This is a genomic window from Curtobacterium sp. Csp1 (assembly GCF_013347185.1).
This window is the reverse complement of sequence record NZ_CP054594.1, coordinates 1,418,010-1,438,634: the sequence shown is the minus strand read 5'-3', so window position 1 is coordinate 1,438,634 and position 20,625 is coordinate 1,418,010. Positions and strand designations below refer to the sequence as shown.

Sequence of the window (20,625 nt, the reverse complement as noted above, 5' to 3'; positions counted from 1 at the left end):
TGACCGGTCCAGTAATCCGATGGCGCCGTCAGCCCGAAACCGACGAACCCACCGGTGCGCGCACTGACGCGAGATGCCGAGCTCCTTGGCAACGTGCGCGACGGGACGACGGTCATCAATGACGCGAGTAATGAGCAGCCGCCGGCCGTGCAGGGTCAGACGGGCATTAGCGTGGGACACAGAGGCCTCCTGGCGATGGCAGAACTAGACAGCTCCATCAAGCCAGGAGGCCTCGCTGAGTCACAAGCCCCGCAGTGTCACCAACGTCACGGCCGGGTACACCTAGACCCCGACCTCCTGGTACGCGGTGAAGAGCAGGTGGTCCTCGGGCCCCTCGAGCGTGACCGGCTTGCCGACCCCGTCCAGGATGATGAACCGCAGCATGCCGGCCCGGGCCTTCTTGTCCCGACGCATCGTCGCGAGCAGCCCCTCCCACCGGCCGAGCCCGTAGGACGTCGGGAGCTCGAGCGACTCCAGGATCGAGCGGTGCCGGTCCACCGTGGCGTCGTCGAGGTGCCCGGTCAGCCGCGCGAGCTCGGCCGCGAACACCATCCCGACCGAGACCGCCGCGCCGTGTCGCCACTGGTAGCGCTCGGCGTGCTCGATGGCGTGGCCGAGCGTGTGCCCGTAGTTGAGGACCTCGCGACGGCCCTGCTCGGTGAAGTCGTCCGAGACGACCTCGGCCTTGAGCGCGATCGCGAGCTCGACGACGCGGCGGAACTCGGGCGTCGTCGGGTCCGTGACGCGTGCGACGTCGGCCTCGATGACGTCGAGGATCTCCGGCACGGCGATGAACCCCGCCTTCACGATCTCGGCGAACCCGGTCAGGATCTCGTTCCGGGGCAGCGTCCGTGCCAGGTCGAGGTCCACGACCACGGCGCGCGGCGCGGAGAACACCCCGACCAGGTTCTTGCCCTCGTTCGTGTTGATGCCGGTCTTGCCCCCGACGCTCGCGTCGACCATGCCGAGCACGCTCGTCGGGATCGCCAGGAAGGGGACGCCGCGGAGCCACGTCGCCGCGACGAAGCCGGCGAGGTCCGTGACCGCACCGCCGCCGAGCCCGATCACGGCGTCCGTGCGGGTGAAGTCCGCCTGGCCCATGACCTGCCAGCAGAAGGCCGCCACCTCGACGCGCTTGGCCCCTTCGGCGTCCGGCACCTCGGCGATGAGCGCCTCGAGTCCGGCGTCCGCGAGCATCTCGCGGAGCTCGTTCGCCCGGGCGCCGAGCGTCGGGGCGTGCACGATCAGCACCTTGGCGACGCGCGGACCGAGCAGCGCGGGGACGGACCCGAGCAGGCCGTTCCCGACCGCGACGACGTACCCGCCGTCACCGCCGACCCGGATCTCGGTGGTGCCCTCGGGCAGGTTCGACTCGGTCACGGTGTCCCTCCGGTGGTGGTGTCCTGCGCGGTCACCCACGCGACGACGTCCTGCACGACGTGCGACATCGGCCGCCGCGAGGTGTCGAAGGTGGCGTGCGCCAGTTCGGCGTAGGTGGCGGCCCGGGCGTCCAGGATCGTCTGCCAGGCGTCGATGCCGCCCTGGGCGAGCAGCGGGCGGTCGCTGCCGGCGATGCGTTCGGCCACGGCCTCGGGTGAGACGGTCAGGAGCACGACCCGTGCCCCGGCCATGGCGTCCCGGGTGTCCGCGTGGGTGACGGCTCCCCCGCCGACCGAGACGACCCCGCCGGTGGCGATCGCGTCCCGGACGGCCCGGGCCTCGAGCTCCCGGAACGCCGGCTCCCCGCGCTCCGCGAAGATGCCCGGGATCGGGCCGTGCTCGCGCGCGATGACCCGGTCGGTGTCGGTGAACGGCACGCCGAGCGCCTTCGCGACGCGCTTGCCGACGCTCGACTTGCCGGCGCCCATCGGGCCGATCACGACGACCGGCCCGTGCGGCGCCCGGTCGGGCGTGCTCACCAGGCGGTCGAGGGCTCGGCGGCGTCGGTCCGCCGGGAGCGGAGCGTCTCCGGGATCGCGGCCAGGTAGCCGTCGAGGTTCCGCTTCGTCTCGGCGAGGCTGTCCCCGCCGAACTTCTCGAGCACGGCGTCGGCGAGCACGAGCGCGACCATGGCCTCGGCGACGACGCCGGCGGCGGGCACCGCGCAGACGTCGCTGCGCTGGTGGTGCGCCGAGGCGTCCTCGCCCGTGGCGACGTCGATGGTGTGCAGGGCGTGCGGGATCGTCGCGATCGGCTTCATGCCGGCGCGGACGCGCAGCACGGTACCGGTCGACATGCCGCCCTCGGTTCCGCCGGCGCGGTCGCTCGTGCGGATGATCTCGCCGTCCTCGCGGTACAGCTCGTCGTGCGCCGCCGACCCCCGTCGCGCGGCGGTCGCGAAGCCGTCACCGACCTCGACGCCCTTGATCGCCTGGATGCCCATGATCGCGGCGGCCAGACGGGCGTCGAGTCGACGGTCCCACTGCACGTGGGAACCGAGCCCCGGGGGGACGCCGTAGAACAGGACCTCGACGACCCCGCCCAGGGTGTCGCCGTCCTTCTTCGCGGCCTCGACCTCGGTGACCATGCGTGCGGACGTCTCGGCGTCGAAGCACCGCAGCTGGTCCTCGTCGAGCCGGTCGACGTCGTCGGGCTGCGGCAGGTCCGTGCCGTCCGGCACGCGGACGGTACCGACCTGCAGGGTGTGCGCGACGGACCGGATGCCGAGCTCGGCGAGGAACGACTTCGCGACGGCGCCGAGCGCGACGCGGGCCGCGGTCTCACGGGCGGACGCGCGCTCGAGGATCGGACGCGACTCGTCGAAACCGTACTTCTGCATCCCGACCAGGTCGGCGTGACCCGGACGCGGGCGGGTCAGCGGGGCGCTGCGGCCGCGGGACATCTCGGTCTGCTCGACGGGCTCGGGGCTCATCACCTCGACCCACTTCGGCCACTCGGTGTTGCCGATGCGGATGGCGATCGGGCTGCCGATCGAGAACCCGTGGCGGACACCGCCGGAGACGTGCAGCTCGTCCTGCTCGAACTTCATGCGGGAGCCCCGGCCGTACCCGAGCTTCCGCCGTGCGAGGTCGGTGCGGATGGACTCGAACGACACCGGCACACCCGCGGGCAGGCCCTCGAGCATCGCGATCAGTTCGGGTCCGTGGGACTCACCAGCGGTCAACCAACGAAGCATGTCGACCATCCTCCCACAGCGCACCACCGTGCGACGCGGCCGCCGGACCGGCGCACCGGCCCGATCGACTCACTGGTAGGACGGGTGCGCCCGGAGCCACGCCTGGAACTGCGCCACTGCGACCTGGTGCTGGGCGTAGGTGTCCGAGAACACGGTCTCACCGGTCTCCAGGTTCACGGTGACGAAGTACAGCCAGTTCCCGCTCGCGGGCTGGGTCACGGCCTTGATCGCGACGTCACCCGGGTTCGAGATCGGTGCCGGCGGCAGGCCCTTGTGCTGGTAGGTGTTGTACGGGTTGCTCGCGTCCGCCCGCTCCTTGTCGGTCGTCGTGACGGTGTGGGTGTTCCCCGTTCCGTAGGCGACGGTCGCGTCGGACTGCAGCGCCATCCCCTGGTCGAGACGGTTCTGGAACACGCGCGCGACCTTCGGGAAGTCGGCCGCGACGCCGGCCTCCTTCTGCACCAGCGAGGCGAAGATGATCACGCGCTCCTGGTCGGCCTCGGCGACGCCCGCCGCGGCGAGGTGCTGCTTCATCGTGTCGACCATCGACTGGAAGTACTGCTTCGCGCTCCAGCCCGGGTTGATCGGGTACGTGGCCGGGAACAGCCAGCCCTCGAGCGTCGTGGTGCCGGCCGGCAGCCCGTAGGCCTGCACGTCGGCGGCCGCGGACGAGACCTCTTCCTTGGTGAGACCGGCCTTCGAGACCATCCCGGCCTCGATGTCCTGCAGGGCCGTGCCCTCGGGGATGACGATGGAGGCCTGCACGCGGTTCTTCTCGTCCTGCAGTGCCGCCAGGGCCGACTTCGCGCTCATCTCCTTCTTGAGCGCGTAGGAGCCCGGCTGGAACTGCACGTTCGGCGACGTCAGCAGCAGCTTGTAGAACACCTGCGAGCTCTTCACGACACCGCTGCGCTGCAGCGTCTTCGCGACGTCCTCGCCGATGTCGCCCTGCTTGATCGTGATGGTGACCTTGCTCGTCCCGGACCCGGAGTAGTCGTCCGACTCCTGGGCGCCGCTGATCGCGCCGATCACCTGTTGGATCTTCGGTGCCGCGAACGCGTACGCCCCGCCGCCGGCGGCGAGCACGACCGCCACGATCACGATCCCCGCGATCAGCGGTCCGCGTCGTCGCTTCGGTCGCGGCTCGCGCGGCGGCCTGGAGGATCGCCCTCCACCGCCACGGCCGTCACGTCCGCCGCCTCCCGCGGCCCCGCCGCCGGGTGCCGCACCGCCACCGGCGGCTGCGGCACCACCGACGAGTCCGGCGTTCCGGGCTGCGTCCGCCGGCACCTCGCCGGTCAGGAGCGCCCGCACCTCGGGGTGGAGCTCGTCGTGGTGCTGCGCGACGGGAGCGTCGGCCGGCGACGTCGGTCGCGTGCTGTCGGCGTCGTCGCCGTCCCGTCGACCGCGGGCCGCCTCGGCGGCGCGGGCTTCGCGGCGGGACAGCGGCTGGTCGGCGCTCGTCGGACGCTCGGTGTCGTCGGGTCGTACCGCGGGCTGCTTGCGCCCGTCGGCGTCGTCACCGGGCGCGATGATCGCGTTCCAGTCCAGGTCGTCTGCCAACGGATCCTCGGTTCCTCGGGTCGGGGGCTCCGCCTGGGGGTGTCGGTCCGGGTACGACGGTCGGTGGCGGCGTCCTCGTCGTCGGCCGACCGGTCAGGGGAGCGTGGCGCCGGGGGCGGCGCTGGACGCACGCTCGTGGTCGAGCGCGTGTTGCAGAATGATAACAGCGGCCGCTTGGTCGATCACGGCCCGGGACTTCTTCGTGTTCTTGCCCGCCTGGTGCAGGCCGCGCTGGGCCGTCACGGTCGACAGACGCTCGTCGACGAGCCGGACCGGACGGTGCCGTGCGATCCGCTCGGCGAACGCGCGGGCGTCGGCGGTCGACGGCGTGTCGCCGCCGGACATCGACAGCGGCAGTCCGACGACGACCTCGAGCACGTCGTACTCGTCGGCGATCGCCAGGATGCGCCCGAGGTCCCTGCTGTCGTCGCGTCGCACGGTCTCGACCGGGGTGGCGAGCAACCCGTCCCGGTCGCACACGGCGACGCCGATCCGGGCGCGACCGACGTCGATGCCGAGTCGTCGCCCGGACCGCATCGTCACCGTCAGCCCGCCAGGCGCGCGGTCACCGCACGCAGGGCCGCCGGCAGCGCAGCCGGATCGGTCCCGCCGCCCTGCGCCAGGTCCGGCTTGCCGCCGCCGCCGCCGCCGAGCACGCCCGCGGCCTCCTTCGCGAGGGGTCCGGCCTGGACCCCCGCAGCGCGCGCGGCGTCGTTCGTCACGACGATCACGACGGGCTTTCCGCTCACCACGGCACCGAGCACGACCACGGACGCACCGTCGCCGAGCTGTGCGCGCACGCCGGTGGCGAGCGAACGGAGGTCGTCGGCGGACTGGACGCCGTCGACCGTCTCGGCGACGACCGTCGTCGCGCCGACCGTCGTGGCCTGCTTCGCGATGCTCGGCACCCGCTGCTGCAGGTTCGCCGACTCGAACTCGGCGATGCGCTTCTGGGCGGCGCGGAGGTCCTCCATCAGGCTCTGCACACGTCCCGGCAGGTCGTGCCGGGGCGCCTTGAGCGCGCTGGACAGCTGCGAGACGATCGTGCGCTCGACCGCCAGGTCCCGGAAGCCCTCGAGTCCCACGAGCGCCTCGACGCGGCGGTTCGTCGAGCCGACGCTCGACTCCCCCACCAGGTTGACGAGGCCGACCTGGGCGCTCGAGGCGACGTGCGTGCCACCGCAGAGCTCACGGGACCACGGTCCGCCGATGTCGACCATGCGGACCTCGGCGCCGTACTTCTCGCCGAAGAGCGCCTGGGCGCCGAGGGCCTTCGCCTCGTCGAGCGGCAGCACGCGGGTGGAGACCTCGAGGTCGGAGCGGATCGCGGCGTTCACGACCTCCTCGATCTCGGAGCGGGTCGACGTCGAGACCGGCTGCGACCAGGAGAAGTCGAGGCGCATGTAGCCGGACTTGTTGTACGAACCGGCCTGCAACGCCTCCGGGCCGAGCACGTCGCGGAGCGCGGCGTTCACCAGGTGGGTCGCGGAGTGCGCCTGGGTCGCACCGCGGCGGTACTCGGCGTCGACGACGGTGGTCGCGGCGTCGCCGACCCCGACCTCGCCGGACCGGACCTGGACCTTGTGGCTCCAGAGCCCGGCGACCGGACGCTGCACGTCGAGGACCTCGAGGTCGAAGCCGTTGCCGATGATCGAGCCCTGGTCCGCGTCCTGGCCACCGCTCTCGGCGTAGAGCGAGGTCTCACCGAGGATGACCTCGGCGATGTCGCCCGCGACCGCACGGTCCACGCTGACACCGTCGACGATGATGCCGAGGATCGAGGACTCCGCCTCGAGCGCGTCGTAGCCGAGGAACACGGTCTCGCCCGCGGCGCGGAAGGCGCTGTAGACGCTGAGGTCGGCGAGGGCCGTCTTCTTGCTCTTCGCGTCCGCCTTGGCGCGGGCACGCTGCTCGGACATGAGCGTGTCGAACGCGGTGCGGTCGACGACGACGCCCGCCTCCTCGGCCATCTCCATCGTCAGGTCGATCGGGAAGCCGAACGTGTCGTGCAGCAGGAACGCCGTGTCGCCGCCGATCGACGGGGCGCCGTCCTGCTTCGCACGCTCGACGGCCACGTCGAGGATCGTCGTCCCCTGCGCGAGCGTGCGGAGGAAGGTCTCCTCTTCCGCGTAGACGGTGCGCGCGATGCGGTCGTACTGCTCCGCGACCTCGGGGTAGGCGTCCCGCATCGCGTCGCGCGACGCCGGGAAGAGCTCGGGGAAGGTGGCGCCCTCGACGCCGAGCAGGCGCATCGCGCGGACCGTGCGGCGCAGGAGTCGGCGGAGGATGTAGCCGCGTCCCTCGTTCGACGGCGTCACGCCGTCCGCGACGAGCATGAGCGACGAGCGGACGTGGTCGGCGATGACGCGCATGCGGACGTCGTCCTCGTGCACGGCGCCGTAGCGGCGGCCGGAGATCTCGGCCGCCTTGTCGAGGACCGGGCGCACCTGGTCGATCTCGTACATGTTGTCGACGCCCTGCTTGATGAACGCGACGCGCTCCAGGCCCATGCCGGTGTCGATGTTCTGGTTCGGCAGGTCGCCCGTGATGTCGAAGTCGACCTTCGACCGCACGTTCTGGATCTGGTACTGCATGAACACGAGGTTCCAGATCTCGACGTAGCGGTCGTCGTCCGTCGCAGGACCGCCGTCGATGCCGTACGCCGGGCCGCGGTCGAAGAAGATCTCCGAGCAGGGGCCAGCAGGACCGGGCTGCCCGGTCGACCAGTAGTTGGTGTCCTTGCCCAGGCGCTGGATGCGCTCGTCGGGCAGCGACGAGTGCTGCTTCCAGAAGGCGATCGCCTCGTCGTCGTCCTCGTACACGGTGACCCACAGGTCCTCCGGGTCGAAGCCGAGGCCCCCGTCGGACTCCGACGACGTCAGGAACTCCCAGGCGTACTGGATCGCCTGCTCCTTGAAGTAGTCGCCGAACGAGAAGTTCCCGTTCATCTGGAAGAACGTGCCGTGCCGCGGGGTCTTGCCGACCTCTTCGATGTCGTTCGTGCGGATGCACTTCTGCACGCTCGTGGCGCGCGGGTACGGCGCCGGGACGAGCCCCGTCAGGTACGGGATGAACGGCACCATGCCGGCGACCGTGAACAGGAGCGACGGGTCGTCGGAGACGAGCGACGCGGACGGGACGACGGTGTGCCCACGGTCGCCGAAGTACTGGAGCCAACGGCGGCGGATCTCTGCGGTCTGCATGGTGCTTCCTGGGTCGAGGAGTCGGTGGGAGGGTGTGCGCGGGGACGCGGCTCGGGCGGTCAGTCGACGACGTCGGTGGACGGGCGCAGCTCGGCGTCCCGCGACCGGTAGCCGTCGGCCACGGCGTCCGTGAAGGCCTTGGTCCGGGCGTTCACGTCCGCGAAGAAGCGCGCGCCACCCGGGGTGTTCGCGATCCGGTGCGCTGCGGCGAACCCGATGACGACGCCGACGGCGACGAAGAACAGCTGCTTCACGGTGCCCCTCCCTCTCGCGCACGCAGGCGGCGCGTGCCCGACGAGTCTAGTGGCGGGGAACCTCCGGTACGCCGAACGGCGGGCCGTCCTCCTGAGAGGACGACCCGCCGTTCGGGTGTGATCGGTGGATCAGCGAGCTGCGTAGTACTCGACGACGAGCTGCACTTCACAGGTCACGGGGACCTCGGCGCGCTTCGGGCGACGGACCAGGCGGGCCTGGAGCTTCTCGATCTCGACCTCGAGGTAGCCCGGGACCTTCGGCAGGACCTCGAGGTGACCACCGGCGGCGGCGACCTGGAGGGGCTCGAGGGACTCGGAGCGCTGCTTGACGTGGATCATCTGGCCCTCCTTCACGCGGAAGGACGGACGGTCGACGAGCTTGCCGTCGACCATGATGTGACGGTGCACGATCAGCTGACGGGCCTGCGCGGTGGTGCGGGCGAAGCCGGCACGGAGCACGAGGGCGTCGAGGCGCTGCTCGAGGAGCTCGACCAGGTTCTCACCGGTCAGGCCCTTCGTCTTGCGGGCCTCTTCGAAGACGATGCGGAGCTGCTTCTCGCGGATGCCGTACTGGGCGCGCAGACGCTGCTTCTCACGGAGGCGGACGGCGTAGTCGCTGTCCGCACGACGGCGGGTGCGGCCGTGCTCACCGGGGCCGTAGGGGCGCTTCTCGAGGTAGCGGGCCGCCTTCGGCGTCAGCGGGATGCCGAGCGCGCGCGAGAGGCGGGTCTTGCTGCGGGTGCGTGACTTGGTAGACACAGGGTCCTTTTCTCTGTCTGAACTGAATGACTCGTCGGACACCACCCGTCCGCGGGCACTGCGTACCGGGGGCACTGCAAGCACGCGGGCGTGTTCGGTCCCGACGACGGGATCCAGAGGGATGAGCCTGTGGGATCGGACGGCTACAGTCCGAACCTCTGTCCCCGTACCGCCGGAGCGGGACTCTGTCCTCGGCGCAGCCGCACGCGAGGACCAGGACGTAGGCCCGGCAATGTTAGCAGCATCTGGACCCGCGGTGCCAGCACTACTCGCCGCGGGTGATCTTCCGGAGCCGCTCGAGGCGCGGACCGACCTCGCGCTCGTACCCGTTGCCGGTCGGCGTGTAGTACTCGGTGCCGTCGAGGACGTCGGGCAGGTACTGCTGTCGGGCCACCCCGTGCTCGGCGTCGTGCGAGTAGACGTAGCCCTTGCCGTGCCCGAGCCGCTTCGCCCCGGGGTAGTGCGCGTCACGGAGGTGCATCGGCACGACGCCCATCCGCCCGGCCTTGACGTCGGCGATCGCCGCGTTCACGCCGTTGTAGGACGCGTTCGACTTCGGAGCGGTGGCCAGGTACACGACCGCCTCGGCCAGGGGGATCCGGCCCTCGGGCATGCCGATGAGCTGGACGGCCTGCGCCGCGGCGACCGCTATGGGCAGTGCCTGCGGGTCCGCCATGCCGATGTCCTCGGACGCGGAGATGATGATGCGCCGCGCGATGAACCGCGGGTCCTCGCCCGCCTCGATCATGCGGGCCAGGTAGTGGAGCGCGGCGTCGACGTCGCTCCCCCGCACCGACTTGATGAACGCGCTGATGACGTCGTAGTGCTCGTCGCCCTGGCGGTCGTAGCGGAGCAGCGCCCGGTCCACCGCGGCCGCCACGGTGTCCGCGTCGACGACCGGGACGGTGTCGACGCCGTCGAGCGGCGCGTCGTCGGCGTCCTCGGGGTCGGCAGCGGCCGCGATGGCCGAGGACGCCGCGGCCTCGAGCGCGGTCAGAGCGCGTCGGGCATCGCCGGAGGACAGCCGCACGATGGCCGCACGGGCGTCGTCACCGAGCACGACCGACCCGCCGAGCCCCCGTGGGTCCTCGACCGCGCGGTCGACGAGCATGCCGAGGTCGGCGTCCGTGAGGGGCTTGAGCGTCAGGAGCAGCGACCGGGACAGCAGCGGCGAGATGACGGAGAACGACGGGTTCTCGGTCGTCGCCGCGATGAGGATCACCCAGCCGTTCTCGACGCCGGGCAGCAGGGCGTCCTGCTGCGCCTTGCTGAAGCGGTGGATCTCGTCGAGGAACAGCACGGTGGTCGAGCCGTACAGGTCGCGGTGGGTCAGGGCCTTCTCCATGACCTCGCGCACGTCCTTGACCCCGGCGGTGACCGCGGAGAGCTCGACGAACTCGCGACCGGACTGCCGCGCGATCGCCTGCGCGAGGGTGGTCTTGCCGGTACCGGGCGGCCCCCAGAGGATCACCGAGACCCCACCCGGGTTCTCGCGCGTGCCCGTCGCGAGCTGCACGAGCGGACTGCCGCGACCGAGCAGGTGCTGCTGCCCGGCCACCTCGTCGAGGCTGGTGGGGCGCATCCGGACAGCGAGCGGCACCGAGCCCTGTGCCAGGCCGGCGCGACCGCCGGTGGTGGGCGCACGCATGCCCGATCGATCCGCTGCCATGCGTCGATCGTAGGCCGACCCACCGACGTGGGCGTGCCTCCAGGCCGGGCGCACCGCGCCGTCCGCTACGCTCGGCGGCACACTCGACGAGAGGTCCGATCAGCACCGTGGCACCGAAGAACCAGTCGCGCGACAACCGCGAGGCGCGCGAGCGGCTCCGTCTGTACCAGGCCCGTCAGGGGCTCCACGACCGGCAGCGCCGGCGCCGGGTGCGGGACAACACGGTCGGTGCGGTGGTGCTCGTCCTGGTCGCCGCGCTCGCGACCGGGTCCCAGCTCGTCCACGCGGGCACGCAGGGCTCCGGGAAGGCGGACACCAGCGCGAGCACGTCGGCCACCGCGACGGCGACCCCGTCCGCCAGTGCCGCGGGCGACACCGGAGACGTGCCGAGCAAGTCCATCGCCGGCGGGAAGACCTGGACCGGCACGCTGACCCTGAACAAGGACGTCGAGCTCGGCATCGAGCTCGACGGCAAGGCCGCCCCGCAGGCCGCGAGCGTCGAGATCGACCTCATCCGGAAGCAGTTCTACGAGGGCACGACGTGCCACCGGCTCGCCGACAGCGCCGACTTCGAGTTCCTGCAGTGCGGCTCCGCGAACGGCGACGGGACGGGTGACGCCGGGTTCCAGTACGGGCCGCTCGAGAACGTGCCGAGCGACGGGGAGTACCCCGCCGGCACGATCGCGATCGCCCGTGGGTCCTCGCCGACGTCGCAGACCACGCAGTTCTTCATCGTCTACGGCGACACGACCCTCGACGGCTCGACGGGCGGCTACACCGTGGTGGGCAAGGTGACGAGCGGCCTCGACCGGCTCGAGTCCCAGATCACCTCGAAGGGCATCGCCTCCCCCGGGAGCGACGGCACGGGCGAGCCGAAGGTCGCGACGACGATCACCGGCGCCACCATCGCCGAACAGCAGTAGTCCACAGGTCGCACGGACGCGGGTCGCGGAGGCCTCCCGTGCAATAGGCTGACGACCTGACCGTGCCGACGGTGACGTCGGTGATGCACGACCACGATCGAGGCGAGACCTGTGGGACCTGACGAAGCAACGACCTGGGGCCGGGTCGACGAGAACGGGACGGTGTACGTCCGGTACGAGGACACCGAGAAGGCGGTCGGCGAGTACCCCGACGCCACCCCGGACGAGGCGCTCGCGTACTTCGCGCGGAAGTACGCCGACCTCGAGGGGCAGGTGAAGATCGCGGAGCAGCGCACCCAGCGCGGTGCCTCGGCGAACGACGTCGCCCGCACCGTCGAGCACCTCCGCGCGCAGGTGACCGAGGCCCGGGTCGTCGGTGACCTGAAGTCCCTCGAGGATCGCGTCGCGAAGCTCTCCGAGCAGGTCGGTTCGCTGACCAAGGAGCAGCAGGCGCAGGCGCAGCAGGCCCTGACGGACGCCCTCGCGCACCGGACCGCCCTGGTCGAGGAAGCCGAGCAGCTCGCGGCCGTCGATCCGGCGCGTGCGCAGTGGAAGCAGATCACCGCACAGCTCGACGACGTGTTCGCCCGGTGGCAGCAGCACCAGCACGACGGTCCCCGTCTGCCCAAGAACGAGGCGAACGAGCTCTGGAAGCGGTTCCGTGCCGCCCGCTCGACGGTGGACCAGCACCGCCGCGCGTTCTACTCCGAGCTCGACGCGCAGCACCGCGACGCACGGGGCCGCAAGCAGGAGCTCGTGCAGCAGGCCGAGGCACTCGCCTCGCGCGGCTCGGACGGGATCCCCGCCTACCGCGAACTCCTGGACGAGTGGAAGCGCGCCGGTCGGGCGGGCAAGCGCCACGACGACGCGCTGTGGGCGCGGTTCAAGGCCGCCGGTGACGTGCTGTTCGAGCAGCGCCACGCCGAGGCTGCGGTGGAGAACGAGGAGTACTCCGCCAACCTCGTCGCGAAGCAGGAGCTCCTCACCGAGGCCGAGCCGCTCCTGCAGCAGCACGACCGCGTCGCCGCGCGCCGCACGCTCACCGACATCCAGCGCCGCTGGGACGAGATCGGCAAGGTCCCCCGCGGGGACGTCCGCCGCATCGAGGACCGACTGCGCGCGGTCGAGGACCATGTGCGGAGCCTCGAGGACCAGCACTGGAAGGCGTCGGACCCGGAGCGCAAGGCCCGTCAGACCGGCCTCGCGAGCCAGCTCGAGGACGCGATCGGCAAGCTCGAGGCCGAGCTCGCCGAGGCGCAGGCCTCCGGGAACGCCCGGAAGATCAAGGACGCGCAGGAAGCCCTCGACGCCCGCAAGATCTGGCTCGACGCGCTCGGTGGTTGAGGATCTGAGCGGTTGAAAATCCGAGTGGTCGAAGCTCCGAGCGGTTGACCACCCGGTCCACGACGAGGGCCCCCGCGAGTGCGGGGGCCTTCGTCGACCAGGTGATCGTCGACCGGGCGACGCTCGGTCCGGGTCAGACGGGAGCGGGCATGCCGAGCAACAGTCGGATGTCGAGGTCGTCCTGCCGCATCTGGGCAGCGAGCTCGTCCATCGAGGAGAACGCCACCATGCCCCGGACGTAGGACACGAACAGGACCGAGATCGTCTCGCCGTACAGGTCGATGTCGACGTCGAGCAGGTGCGCCTCGATCTGCTTCGCGGGCACGCCCTCGAAGGTCGGGTTGTTCCCGACCGAGACAGCCGCGGGGTAGACCGTGCCGCGGTGCAGGACCCGAGCGGCGTACACCCCGTCGGCGGGCACGAAGCCCTCGCACGCCGGGTCGAGGTTCGCGGTCGGGTAGCCCATCGCACGGCCGCGCTGGTTGCCGTGCACGACGGTGCTGCGGACGGCGTGCTCTCGCCCGAGCAGTCGCGCGGCCTCGGCCACCCGGCCCTGACCCAGGAGCTCGCGGATCCACGTGGAGGACACGCGGCGCTCGTTCGACTCGCGGACGTCGTCCCGCAGGTCGACGTCGTCGATGAGCTCGACCGTGAACCCGTGCCGCTCCCCCAGCGCCCGCAGCAGGGCGACGTCGCCGGCACCGCGGGCACCGAAGCGGAAGTCGCTGCCGACGAAGACGAGCCGGGCGTGCAGCGTGTCGACGAGCACGTCGGACACGAACGACTCCGGCGCCTGCGTCTGCAGGTGCTCGTCGAAGCGGAGCAGCAGGGTCGCGTCGACCCCGACGGACTCCAGGAGCTCACGGCGCTGCGCAGTGCTCGTGAGGGCCGGCGGGACCCGGCTCGGGTCGATGACGCTGAGCGGGTGCCGGTCGAAGGTGACGACGGTCGACACGAGCCCCTGTTCGCGTGCGGCACGCTCGAGGTGCGCGATCACGGCGCGGTGGCCGACGTGCACGCCGTCGAACTTGCCGATCGTCACCGCGCTCGGTCCGAAGCCCGAGGCGACGTCGGCAGGGTCGTCGTAGAACTGCACGCGGGCCCCTACTCGCCGGCCGCGACGGTGCTGCGGGCGGGCTCGGCGGCAGCCGTGCGGTGGTGCTTGCGGAGCCACCAGAGCCCGGCGATCGGCAGCACGAGCGGCGCGAAGACGTAGCCGAGGCCGTAGTACGACCAGACGGTGTCGTCCGGGAAGAGCTGTCGGTCGACCAGGGACAGCGTGCCGACGATCAGCACGCCGGCCATCTCGAAGCCGATCGTCACGCAGGCGACCCGGTACCAGACCCGGCCGGGGGCGATGAGGGCGATCATCGCGACGATGTACACGACCGCCGCCACCGCGCTGAGCGTGTAGGCGAACGGCGCGTGCGAGAACTTCTCGATGATCTGCACGACGCTGCGTCCCGTCGCGGCGAGGGCGAGGATGCCGTAGACGGCGATGAAGACACGGCCGACACCGGTCGCGAGGGAGGATCTGGTCGCCACGGCACCGAGTCTACCGACGCCCTGGGACACCCGATGCCAGCCCGGGCCGCTGTCCGCCCCGAGCACCCGGTCGGCGCTGGTCAGTTCAGCGCGAACCAGATCTGGTACATCCGGTAGACCATCACCGCGACGGTGAACGCACCGGCGCCGAGGACGACCGTGCTCCAGCGGGTGCGGTCGATGAGCGCCCAGACGATGGCCGCCGGCGGGACGAGCAGCACCGACACCGCGTACACGCCGAACTCGAGGCCGTTGCCCTGCGGCGGCGACCCGACGGCCGGCAGCACGAGCGACACGACCCCCTGGGCGAGCAGCAGCACCTCGATGAGGGCGAGCGCTCCGACCGTGTAGTCGTTCGGCTTCCACCCGACGAACCCGACGACGACCGTGAAGATCCCCACGACGACCGCGAGCACGAGCTGCACCCACATGAACCACTCGATCACGCGTCGGCTCCGCTCCGGTCGGCGTCCGCAGCGGCGGACGCCGGCGCGGGGAAGTTCGTGATGACGCGGAGTCGCCCGCGCCGGACCGACACGAGTCCGACGAGCCGGTCGTCCGCCGTCGCGACCGCCGCGACGGGGCCGTCGTCGTCCGGGTGGTCGGCGGCGACCCGTTTGCCGTCCGTCAGGTCCTTCGCCGCCTGCGGGTCGAGCGACACGCTCGGGAAGAGCCGCCGCGCGACGTCCGCCGGCCGGGCGAGCGCGCCGAGGACGTCCACGTCGTCGTCCTCGAGGTCGACCGCGTCGGCGACGTCGAACGGACCCACCGCCGTCCGACGGAGCGCGGTGAGGTGGCCGCCGGTGCCGAGCGCGGCCCCGACGTCCCGGGCGAGGGCGCGGACGTACGTTCCCGACGAGCAGTCGACGACGACGTCGAGGTCGACCACGGCGACGTCGGCGCCGTCCACGCGGACCGTGTGCTCGGTGCGCGCGGTCACGTCGAAGCGGGACACCGTGACGGTGCGGGAGCGCAGGACGACCTCCTCGCCCTTCCGCGCGAGGTCGTAGGCGCGACGCCCGTCGACCTTGATCGCGCTCACGGTGGAGGGCACCTGGTCGATCGTGCCACGCTGCCCCGCCACGGCGCGGTCGACCGCGGCCTCGCCGACGTCGGCGCCGAGGACGCCCGGTGCGGCGGTCGGGGTGCCGTCGGCGTCGTCCGAGTCCGTCGACACGCCGAGCCGGATGGTCGCGGTGTAGGTCTTGCCGAGGCCGACCAGGTGCGTCAGCAGACGCGTGGAGGGGCCGGCGCCCAGGATGAGCAGGCCGGTCGCCATCGGGTCGAGCGTCCCGGCGTGCCCGATCTTCTTCAGGCCGAGGCGGCGGCGGGCGATCGAGACGACGCGGTGGCTCGAGATGCCCTGCGGCTTGTCGACGAGGAGGATGCCGTCAGGCACGGAAGCGAGCACCGGACGAGGGTACCAGCGGCGCTGCGGGGCCGGCGCTCAGCAGGCGTCGTTCCAGTTGCGCCGCGGGTGCTCGGGGTCGGTCGCGTCCAGGATCGCGGAGGCGGCGAGCTTGACGTCCGCGCGGCGCTCGAGCCGCCCGTCCTCGCGCTCGACCCACAGCGACCAGCGCCACAGCCCCCGCGCCCCCGGCGCCAGCAGGCCGTGCCCGTGCACGACCAGGACACCGTCGCCGGCGCCCGTCGTGCGGAACGGCGTCACGACGTCCGCACGGAGCCGGTCGACGTCGTCCGAGGGAGCGGCGGCCGCCATCGCGGGGACACCGTGCTGCTCGAAGCCGGCGACGAGGCCGGCGGCGACGCGCTCGAGGTCGGTGCCGTCCTGCCCGTCCACCCCGATCACGGCGCGGTTCGTCCCCACCTGCGCGATCACCTCGCCCGCGATCGCGGCGTACGTGTCGGTCTCCTGCGGTGCCCAGCGTGCCATGCACCCACCGTAGGCTGTCGTGGTGAACGCGAGCGGAGCCTCCCGTCCTCCTGTGGACGAACCGTCGGACGCGACCCGACCCGACCTCGCGACCCCGCTGGTCGCCTGGTTCCGCGCCGAGGCGCGTGACCTGCCGTGGCGCCGCCCCGGCTTCCCGGCGTGGGGCACGCTGGTCAGCGAGGTCATGCTGCAGCAGACGCAGGTCGCGCGCGTCGTCCCCCGACTGGAGGCGTGGCTCACCCGGTGGCCGACGCCTGCGGACCTCGCGGCGTCACCCCCGGCGGACGCGGTGCGTGCCTGGGACCGGCTCGGCTACCCGCGTCGCGCGCTCGCGCTGCACGCGGCGGCGACCGCCATCGCGGAACAGCACGACAACGTCGTGCCGCGGGACGTCGACGCCCTGCTCGCGCTGCCGGGGATCGGTGACTACACCGCGCGTGCCGTCGCGGTGTTCGCGTACGGCGACCGCCACCCGGTCGTCGACGTCAACGTCCGGCGGGTCCTCGCCCGCGCGCTGCTCGGGCAGGGCGAGCCGGGACCGGCGAAGGCGAAGCAGGACCTGCCGCTGATGGCGTCCGTGCTGCCCGAGGAACGCGACCTGGCGGCGGCGACGAACGCGGCCGCGATGGAGCTCGGGGCGCTGGTCTGCGTCGCCCGCTCCCCCGCGTGCGACACCTGCCCGATCGCCGACCGGTGCGCCTGGCGCGCCGCGGGGTACCCGGAGCACGACGGACCGCGAGCACCGAAGCAGGCGCGCTTCGCCGGGAGCGACCGGCAGGTGCGCGGCCTGATCATGGCCGAGCTGCGGTCGAGCGACGTCCCCGTGCTCCGTTCCGAGATCGACCTGGTCTGGCCGGACGACGCACAGCGGGAGCGTGCCCTCACCTCGCTCCTCCGCGACGGGCTGGCCGTCGGGGACGATGCGGGCGGGTACACGCTCCCGAGTGCGTGAGGGTCAGGCGCGGTCGTCGTCCTCGTCCTCGTCGTCGTGCTTGTACGGGTCGGCGTCGCCGGCGTACTGCGCACCGGCCGAGGCCGCCTTCACCTGCGCGTCGCGCATCTGCGCCTGGGCGAGCAGGTCCTCCATGTGCGCCGAGGTCTCCGGCAGGGCGTCGGCGATGAACTCGAGCGAGGGGGTGAGCCGTGCCGTGATGTTCTTGCCGACCTCGCTCCGGAGCATGCCGGTCGCGGCCTTGAGCGCCGCGGCGGAGTCGGCACGCTCCTCGTCGGAGCCGTAGACGGTGTAGAAGACCGAGGCGTGCTGCAGGTCCCCGGTGACGCGGACGTCGGTGATCGTGACGAAGCCGAGACGCGGGTCGCGCAGACCCTTGTCGAGTCGACGAGCGACGACTTCCTTGATGCGGTCCGCCATCTTGCGTGCGCGCTGCGGATCGGCCATTGGGTGCCTCCTGGGGCAGGGATTCTTCTGGTGGAACGGGTGGACCCCGCCCCTCCCGAGGGAGGAGCGGGGTCCAGACTAGCCAGGCGTCAGTCGCGAGGCTTCTCGACGAGCTCTGTGGTCTCGATCTCGTCACCGACCTGGATGTCGTTGTACTTGCCCAGACCGATACCGGCCTCGAAGTCCGTGCGGACCTCGGTGACGTCGTCCTTGAAACGACGCAGCGACTCGATGGCCAGTCCGTCGGCGAGCACCACACCGTCACGGATGACGCGCGCCTTGGCGTTGCGCGTGATCGTGCCGGAGCGGACGATGACACCGGCGATGTTGCCGAACTTCGAGGAGCGGAACACCTCGCGGATCTCGGCGACACCCGACTGGACCTCTTCGTACTCGGGCTTGAGCATGCCCTTGAGGGACTGCTCGATGTCCTCGAGTGCGTTGTAGATGACCGAGTAGAAGCGCACGTCGATGCCTTCGCGCGCCGCACGCTCGCGGGCCTTGACGTCCGGGCGGACGTTGAAGCCGACGACGATCGCGTTGTCGATCGTGGCCAGGTCGATGTCCGACTCCGTGATCGCACCGACGCCGCGGTGCAGGATCCGGAGCTGGACGCTGTCGTCGACCTCGATGTCCAGGAGCGACTGCTCGAGTGCCTCGACGGCACCGGAGACGTCACCCTTGATGATGAGGTTGAGCGAGTCGACCTTGCCCTCTTCGAGTGCGCGGGTGAAGTCCTCGAGCGAGATGCGCTTGCGGGCCTTGGCCAGCTGGGCGTTGCGCTCGGCGGCTTCACGCTTCTCGGCGATCTGACGGGCCGTGCGGTCTTCTTCGGTGACGAGGAACGTGTCACCGGCGCGCGGCACCGACGACAGACCCTGCACCTGGACCGGGCGGCTCGGCGTCGCGGCAGTGACCGCGTTGCCGTCCTCGTCGGTCATCGCACGGACGCGGCCGTAGGCCGTACCCGCCACGATGGCGTCACCGACGTGGAGCGTGCCGGACTGGATGAGCACCGTGGCGACCGCACCGCGACCCTTGTCGAGTCGGGCTTCGATCGCGACACCGCGTGCGTCCTTGTCGGGGTTCGCACGCAGGTCGAGACCCGCGTCGGCGGTGAGCAGCACGGCGTCGAGGAGGTCCTGGATGCCGACGTTGTTGCGCGCCGACACGTCGACGAACATGACGTCGCCGCCGTACTCCTCGGCCACCAGGTTGTACTCGGTGAGCTGCTGCCGGACCTTCGCCGGGTTCGCGCCCTCCTTGTCGATCTTGTTCACCGCGACCACGATCGGCACACCGGCCGACTGCGCGTGGTTCAGTGCCTCGATCGTCTGGGGCATGATGCCGTCGTCCGCCGCGACCACGAGGATCGCGATGTCCGTCACCTGGGCACCACGGGCACGCATGGCGGTGAACGCCTCGTGACCCGGGGTGTCGATGAAGGTGATCGGGCGGTCGATGCCCTCGTGCTCGGTCGTGATCTGGTACGCACCGATGTGCTGGGTGATGCCACCGGCCTCGCCCTCGACGACCTTCGAGTTGCGGATCGCGTCGAGGAGGCGGGTCTTGCCGTGGTCGACGTGGCCCATGACGGTGACGACCGGCGGCCGCTGCTGCAGCACGTCGTCGTCCTCGTCCTCGAGCTCGGCATCGAGGTCGATGTCGAAGCCCTCGAGGAGCTCACGGTCCTCGTCCTCGGGCGAGACGATCTGGATCTTGTAGCCGAGCTCCTCGCCGAGGACCTCGAACGTGGCCTCGTCCAGGGACTCCGTGGCGGTCGCCATCTCACCGAGGTGGAACAGCACCGTCACGAGGTTGCCGGGCATCGCGTCGATCTTGTCCGCGAAGTCCGAGATGCTCGCACCACGGCGCAGACGGACGACCGTGTTGCCGTCGCCACGAGGGACCTGCACGCCGCCGAGCGACGGCGCCTGCCGCATCTCGTACTCGGCGCGCTTCGTCCGCTTCGACTTGCGGGCACGGCTCTTGCCACCACCGCGACCGAACGCACCGGCGGTCCCACCACCGGGGCCACGACCACGGCCACCGCCACCGGCGGGACGCGGGCCGGAGAACGCCGGACGCGGGAAGCCGCCGCCGGCACCCGGGGCACCCGGACGACCGCCGGGGCCACCACGGCCGCCACCCTGGCCCGGGCGCTGCCCGAAACCGTTGGGACGGTTCGCCTGACCGGGGCCACCCGGACGCGGCGCACCGGGACGCGGGGCGCCCGGACGCGGCGGTGCCGGACGCGGGATGCCGTTGCCGCCACCGGCGCCGCCGGCGGGACGCTGTCCCATGCCCTGGTTCGAGGAGTACGGGTTGTTGCCCGGACGCGGCGGGCGCGAGCCCATGCCCTGGCTCGACGCGTAGGGGTTGTTGCCGGGACGTGCGCCCGGCTTCGGGCCACCCGGCTTCGGGCCGGCTGCTGCGCCCGGCTTCGGGGAACCGCCGGGCTTGACGGCGTCACCCTTCGGCGCGGTCGTGCCACCGGACGCCTGGCTCGCGGCCTTCTCGTCGGCTGCGGCCTTGCGTGCGGCCTCGGCCTCGGCCTGGCGCTGGGCGACCGACTTCGGTGCAGCGGGCACCGGGGCGTCGCTGGCCGGGGCCTGCGCCTGGGGCTCGGGCTGCGGGGCCGGTGCCGGACGGGCCGGACCCGGGCGGGGGCCGCCGGGCTTCGGCGCGCTCGACTTCGGCGCTGCGGTCTTGGCGGGCGCGCTCGGCGTGGCCGACGCTGCCGGAGCCGACGACGAGGCGCCGGACGCCTGCAGCGCAGCACGGAGCTTGCGCGCGACGGGGGGTTCCACACTGGAGCTCGGGCCCTTGACGAACTCGCCGAGCTCCTTGAGCTTCTCCATTGCGGTCTTGCTGTCGACACCGAGTTCGGATGCGATCTCGTGTACGCGTGGTTTTGCCACTGTTCTCCTTCACGG

The 20,625-nt window shown here is 71.7% G+C and carries 20 protein-coding genes; 3 read left to right on the top strand and 17 right to left on the bottom strand.

Annotated elements, in window-relative coordinates:
• The 10 genes from HUN58_RS06985 to HUN58_RS06940 all read right to left on the bottom strand — a co-directional run.
• Positions 1 to 180: leucine zipper domain-containing protein (locus HUN58_RS06985; protein ID WP_208745724.1), on the bottom strand; the 180-nt coding region annotated here is incomplete at its 3' end.
• A 102-nt stretch (positions 181 to 282) separates the two neighbouring features.
• The gene (gene aroB / locus HUN58_RS06980; RefSeq protein WP_114850127.1) at positions 283 to 1,365 is read right to left on the bottom strand and encodes a 3-dehydroquinate synthase; all 1,083 of its coding nucleotides are present in this window, start codon (positions 1,363 to 1,365) and stop codon (positions 283 to 285) included.
• Between the two features lie 11 nt (positions 1,366 to 1,376).
• Positions 1,377 to 1,919: a shikimate kinase gene (locus tag HUN58_RS06975; protein WP_338084835.1), complete on the bottom strand. Its 543-nt coding sequence runs from the start codon at positions 1,917 to 1,919 to the stop codon at positions 1,377 to 1,379.
• Complete coding sequence (aroC, locus tag HUN58_RS06970; RefSeq protein ID WP_180225367.1) at positions 1,916 to 3,136, bottom strand: chorismate synthase; 1,221 nt, start codon at positions 3,134 to 3,136, stop codon at positions 1,916 to 1,918. Before aroC ends, HUN58_RS06975 begins: the two co-directional genes overlap by 4 nt.
• A 69-nt stretch (positions 3,137 to 3,205) precedes the next feature.
• Positions 3,206 to 4,699: an endolytic transglycosylase MltG gene (gene mltG, locus HUN58_RS06965; protein ID WP_180225368.1), complete on the bottom strand. Its 1,494-nt coding sequence runs from the start codon at positions 4,697 to 4,699 to the stop codon at positions 3,206 to 3,208.
• Between the two features lie 93 nt (positions 4,700 to 4,792).
• Positions 4,793 to 5,236: a Holliday junction resolvase RuvX gene (gene ruvX / locus HUN58_RS06960; protein WP_058742143.1), complete on the bottom strand. Its 444-nt coding sequence runs from the start codon at positions 5,234 to 5,236 to the stop codon at positions 4,793 to 4,795.
• A gap of 8 nt (positions 5,237 to 5,244) precedes the next feature.
• Positions 5,245 to 7,902: an alanine--tRNA ligase gene (gene alaS / locus HUN58_RS06955; RefSeq protein WP_180225369.1), complete on the bottom strand. Its 2,658-nt coding sequence runs from the start codon at positions 7,900 to 7,902 to the stop codon at positions 5,245 to 5,247.
• A 59-nt stretch (positions 7,903 to 7,961) separates the two neighbouring features.
• Positions 7,962 to 8,156 (bottom strand): hypothetical protein, encoded by a 195-nt coding sequence (locus HUN58_RS06950; RefSeq protein ID WP_114849980.1) that lies wholly within the window; start codon positions 8,154 to 8,156, stop codon positions 7,962 to 7,964.
• Positions 8,157 to 8,285: 129 nt separating this feature from the next.
• The gene (gene rpsD / locus HUN58_RS06945; RefSeq protein WP_058742120.1) at positions 8,286 to 8,915 is read right to left on the bottom strand and encodes a 30S ribosomal protein S4; all 630 of its coding nucleotides are present in this window, start codon (positions 8,913 to 8,915) and stop codon (positions 8,286 to 8,288) included.
• Between the two features lie 265 nt (positions 8,916 to 9,180).
• Positions 9,181 to 10,563, bottom strand: coding sequence for a replication-associated recombination protein A (locus HUN58_RS06940; protein WP_180226019.1), 1,383 nt, complete (start codon positions 10,561 to 10,563; stop codon positions 9,181 to 9,183).
• A 128-nt stretch (positions 10,564 to 10,691) separates the two neighbouring features.
• Between HUN58_RS06940 and HUN58_RS06935 the strand changes: the two genes are divergently transcribed.
• Complete coding sequence (locus HUN58_RS06935; protein ID WP_180225370.1) at positions 10,692 to 11,507, top strand: peptidylprolyl isomerase; 816 nt, start codon at positions 10,692 to 10,694, stop codon at positions 11,505 to 11,507.
• Positions 11,508 to 11,618: 111 nt separating this feature from the next.
• Positions 11,619 to 12,851 carry a DUF349 domain-containing protein gene (locus HUN58_RS06930; RefSeq protein WP_180225371.1) on the top strand — a complete coding sequence of 411 codons (1,233 nt, stop codon included), beginning with the start codon at positions 11,619 to 11,621 and terminating at the stop codon, positions 12,849 to 12,851.
• A gap of 133 nt (positions 12,852 to 12,984) precedes the next feature.
• On the opposite strand, the gene HUN58_RS06925 is transcribed toward HUN58_RS06930, so the two are convergent.
• The 5 genes from HUN58_RS06925 to HUN58_RS06905 all read right to left on the bottom strand — a co-directional run bounded on the left by HUN58_RS06925 (position 12,985) and on the right by HUN58_RS06905 (position 16,290).
• Complete coding sequence (locus HUN58_RS06925) at positions 12,985 to 13,947, bottom strand: bifunctional riboflavin kinase/FAD synthetase (RefSeq protein WP_058742118.1); 963 nt, start codon at positions 13,945 to 13,947, stop codon at positions 12,985 to 12,987.
• Positions 13,948 to 13,955: 8 nt separating this feature from the next.
• Positions 13,956 to 14,396 (bottom strand): hypothetical protein, encoded by a 441-nt coding sequence (locus HUN58_RS06920; RefSeq protein ID WP_180225372.1) that lies wholly within the window; start codon positions 14,394 to 14,396, stop codon positions 13,956 to 13,958.
• Positions 14,397 to 14,476: 80 nt separating this feature from the next.
• Positions 14,477 to 14,842, bottom strand: a complete 366-nt coding sequence (locus tag HUN58_RS06915) for a hypothetical protein (protein ID WP_058742116.1) — start codon at positions 14,840 to 14,842, stop codon at positions 14,477 to 14,479.
• Complete coding sequence (gene truB, locus HUN58_RS06910; protein ID WP_180225373.1) at positions 14,839 to 15,807, bottom strand: tRNA pseudouridine(55) synthase TruB; 969 nt, start codon at positions 15,805 to 15,807, stop codon at positions 14,839 to 14,841. Before truB ends, HUN58_RS06915 begins: the two co-directional genes overlap by 4 nt.
• Positions 15,808 to 15,843: 36 nt before the next feature.
• Positions 15,844 to 16,290, bottom strand: coding sequence for a hypothetical protein (locus HUN58_RS06905; protein ID WP_058742114.1), 447 nt, complete (start codon positions 16,288 to 16,290; stop codon positions 15,844 to 15,846).
• A 52-nt stretch (positions 16,291 to 16,342) separates the two neighbouring features.
• Between HUN58_RS06905 and HUN58_RS06900 the strand changes: the two genes are divergently transcribed.
• Positions 16,343 to 17,242 (top strand): A/G-specific adenine glycosylase, encoded by a 900-nt coding sequence (locus HUN58_RS06900; protein ID WP_141861839.1) that lies wholly within the window; start codon positions 16,343 to 16,345, stop codon positions 17,240 to 17,242.
• A gap of 3 nt (positions 17,243 to 17,245) precedes the next feature.
• Here the strand turns inward: HUN58_RS06900 and rbfA are convergent, their stop codons facing one another.
• Both rbfA and infB read right to left on the bottom strand, forming a co-directional pair.
• Positions 17,246 to 17,689, bottom strand: coding sequence for a 30S ribosome-binding factor RbfA (gene rbfA / locus HUN58_RS06895; RefSeq protein WP_058742112.1), 444 nt, complete (start codon positions 17,687 to 17,689; stop codon positions 17,246 to 17,248).
• 89 nt (positions 17,690 to 17,778) lie between these two features.
• Positions 17,779 to 20,610 carry a translation initiation factor IF-2 gene (gene infB, locus HUN58_RS06890; RefSeq protein WP_114849986.1) on the bottom strand — a complete coding sequence of 944 codons (2,832 nt, stop codon included), beginning with the start codon at positions 20,608 to 20,610 and terminating at the stop codon, positions 17,779 to 17,781.
• Positions 20,611 to 20,625 lie beyond the last annotated feature (15 nt).